The organism is Pirellulales bacterium, from assembly GCA_035939775.1.
In the GTDB taxonomy this organism is placed as follows: Bacteria; Planctomycetota; Planctomycetia; order Pirellulales; family DATAWG01; genus DASZFO01.
This window is the reverse complement of the sequence record DASZFO010000303.1, coordinates 1-3,188: the sequence shown is the minus strand read 5'-3', so window position 1 is coordinate 3,188 and position 3,188 is coordinate 1. Positions and strand designations below refer to the sequence as shown.

The following is a 3,188-nucleotide window of genomic DNA, read 5'->3' as shown; positions in this document are numbered from 1 at the left end:
TTCACTCAAAAAAACCAGCAGTGAATAATATGGGTAAAGGAAAGCGGCTCGGCGTGGGCATGGACTGTGGTGGCGCATGGCCACTCAAAGCAGTGGCCATGGCACCCGTCAAATCAGATTTGAAGCTCCATTAGGCTATTCACTTCCCCTCCAGCACCTGCAGAATCCCGCGGCAGAAGTCGGGGAGGTCGTCGGGCTTGCGGCTCGAGACGAAGTGGCGATCGATCACCACGGCCGCGTCTTCCCAACGAGCGCCGGCGTTCACCAAATCGTCCTTGATCCCCGGCGAGCCGGTGACGCGAATGCCTTTGTAAACCCCCGCGGAGATTGGAATCCAGCCGCCGTGGCAAATCGCGGCCACCAGCTTCCCGGCGGCGGCGAACTCGCGCACCAAGCTCAGCACCTTACGATCGCGGCGGAGCTTGTCAGGCATGAAGCCGCCGGGGATCACGACGCCATGAAAATCGCCGGCCTCCATCTCGGAGATCGGAGCGGCCGCCGCGCAAGGGTAGCCGTTCTTTCCTCGATAGACATACCCTTCTTTGACGCCAGCCACCGTCACATGAGCGCCAGCCTCTGTGAGCCGCAGCCGTGGATACCACAACTCCAGGTCTTCGTAGAGATCGTCGACGAACATCAAGAAGCGTTTGTCGGTAAGCGGCGTGGAGGTATGCATCAATTGAAAAAGCGTTGCGGTTGAGAAGACCCTGGCAGAGCGGAATCTCGGCGCGGGACTTCGATTGCTCTGAAAAACATGGTACAACAACCGCACGACCAATCAAGAAGGCGCCGCGCTCAGTTCCCTCTCCCTTTGGGAGAGGGTTAGGGTGAGGGGATTGTGAGTCGACTGGTAGCTCCCCTCACCCCGACCCTCTCCCAGAGGGAGAAGCAGGAAGTCCTCGTTATCACGCACTTCGCGCGCAAATCATGTCCGACGCCAGCACTGCCCCTGAAACTCCTCCTCGCCCGCCGCAGTGGAAGCCGCTGCGGCCGATCGATCGCCGCGTTGTGGGAGTGCTCGTCGAGAAGGCCAAGACCACGCCCGAGCAGTATCCGCTCACGCTCAATTCGATCGTGACCGGCTGCAATCAGAAGAACAACCGCGATCCGCAGATGCAGTTGCAGCCCGAGGATGTCGAAGAAGCGCTCGAACGGCTGCGAGCGGCGGGCGCGCTGATCGAAGTGCAAGGCAGCGGCCGCGTGCCGAAATATCGGCACATGATGTACGACTGGCTTGGTGTCAGCAAAGTCGAGCTGGGCGTGATGACCGAACTACTGCTCCGCGGCGCGCAGACCGAAGGGGAGCTGCGCGGCCGGGCGGCTCGAATGGATCCCATCCCCGATCTGGCGGCGCTGCGGCCGATTCTCGAATCTCTGAAGGCCAAGAGGCTCATCGTATCGCTTTCGTCCGAGGGGCGCGGTCATGTGCTGAGCCACGCGCTCTACATGCCGGAAGAGATGGCGGCTCTGCGGGCCAGCTTCGATGGCTCATCGGCGACAGCCGTTTCGTCGCCTGCCATGCACACCGCGATGCCGATCTCGCCACCCGTTCCCTCGCTGGCCGCTCGATCGGCACCGCTGCCCGTCGCTCAAGCCGCTCCGCAATCCGATCGCCTCACCCGCGAGGTGGAATCGCTCCGAGCCGAAGTCGGGCAGTTGCGCCGAGACTTGGAAGAACTCACGGAGCACTTGCGACGAACGGACGACGAGCTGCACGAAATGCGCGAATCGTTGGGAGGGTGAGCCATAGGGTGCGTCAAGTCCGCGCAGACGCACCGGACTCGCCGTGGCGCTCGTTTCGGAGCGTCCAAAAGTGCGTCTGCGCAGAGCCTTGACGCACCCTACCGCCGTCCCAGTCTCAGCGCCTTGCTTCACTCCTCAGTCAGCTCCCAGCCGACGTTTTCGCTCAGCTCCCGCTCGGCCAGCGCTGCCCAAGGAGTCCCGGGATGTTCTTTGATGACGCGGTTGAGATACATCCGCGCGTTGGTTGCCCGTTTGTTCAGCGCGCTGTCGCCGCTAATGCCGTCGGCGCGCTCGAGCACCCAGGCCTTGCTGCCGGGTTTCGTGAACGCTTTTCCTTGCTTGATGGTCGCCAGAATCGAGTTATAGCCGTCAATCCGGCTCTTGGCGGCCAAAATGCGGCCCATCGCCAGATCGAATTCCGCCTGCCAGCGAGCGCCGGTTAGCTTCGGCCGGTCGGCTTCCCCGGCGGCAAGGACGTTGTACAGACGGTCCACGTCGAGCGATTTATCGGCGGCTCCGCGCTGCGCATTTCCCACCGTTATGGCAAGCTTCGCCGCGTCGGATTGCGGAACGAACGTTGTCTGCCGAACCGCGGTGAGCACTTCCACGTGGGGAACCTTCGCGGCATTCACGAGCGCGGCGCGGGCCTTGTTCTCACTGAGAAGTTGTTGATATTGCTTCGCGGAGACGTAGTCTGGCGCGTGCTCCTTGAGCAGTCCGGAATCGACGGATTCGTCGCTGCCACGTTTCCAGCCGGGGCTTGAGCTGCCCGAACGGATTCGAAAAAACCGCCCTTGAGTTTTGCGGCAGAGACGCTCGAGTCCGAAGGGACCATAGCCCGAATCGGTCAAATCGATTTCCGCTTGTCTGCTGGGATAGGCCAGGTCAATTCGCTCCAGGGAGAACGATTCGGACGGGGTTTTATCGGCCGGTTCGTCGGCCGGTCGCCCGAAAGGCACCGCAGCGCCGATCCCATAGGCCGAAACGGCAACACGGTTCAACTTGGGGATTGCTGCGTCGAGCTGGTCCCAATCGCGGCCGTTCTCGTCGGCAACGATCACGAAGATCACTTCATAGCCTTTGTTGCGATACGGAAGATACTGCTCAGCCGCCTTGCCCACCGCGGCAAACGTGACTGGATTTTCGGTCGTCTCTTCGCCGATGGCGCCGGCGAGAGAGGCGGCTTGAGACGCATCCTCCGTAGGTTCCGCCGTGACCATCGTGACCTCTTTGCCATAAGCCACGATCGCGATCGACAAAGGATTGCTCGCGCCGCCGCGCGATTGGGATCTTTTGATTGCCTCGCCGGCGACGGACGAAATCCCCCGCACCGCATTTCCGCGAATTCCGACCGAGCCAGGGGTCCTATCGATGAGCCATACCACCAACGTCTTTTTCAGCTTGAGCAGATCGGCGATTTCCCCCGCGATGGCGTGAAAACCATG

3 protein-coding genes are annotated in these 3,188 nt (G+C 61.6%); 1 reads left to right on the top strand and 2 read right to left on the bottom strand.

Annotated elements, in window-relative coordinates:
* Nucleotides 1–139: 139 nt before the first annotated feature.
* Nucleotides 140–676 (bottom strand): type 1 glutamine amidotransferase domain-containing protein, encoded by a 537-nt coding sequence (locus VGY55_18940; protein ID HEV2972057.1) that lies wholly within the window; start codon nt 674–676, stop codon nt 140–142.
* Nucleotides 677–927: 251 nt separating this feature from the next.
* Here VGY55_18940 and VGY55_18935 point away from each other — a divergent pair, with 251 nt between their 5' ends.
* A complete protein-coding gene (locus tag VGY55_18935) occupies nt 928–1,743 on the top strand; it encodes a DUF480 domain-containing protein (GenBank protein HEV2972056.1) in 816 nt (271 codons plus the stop codon).
* Nucleotides 1,744–1,871: 128 nt separating this feature from the next.
* Here the strand turns inward: VGY55_18935 and VGY55_18930 are convergent.
* A partial coding sequence (locus VGY55_18930) for a hypothetical protein (protein HEV2972055.1) occupies nt 1,872–3,188 on the bottom strand: 1,317 nt, incomplete at its 5' end.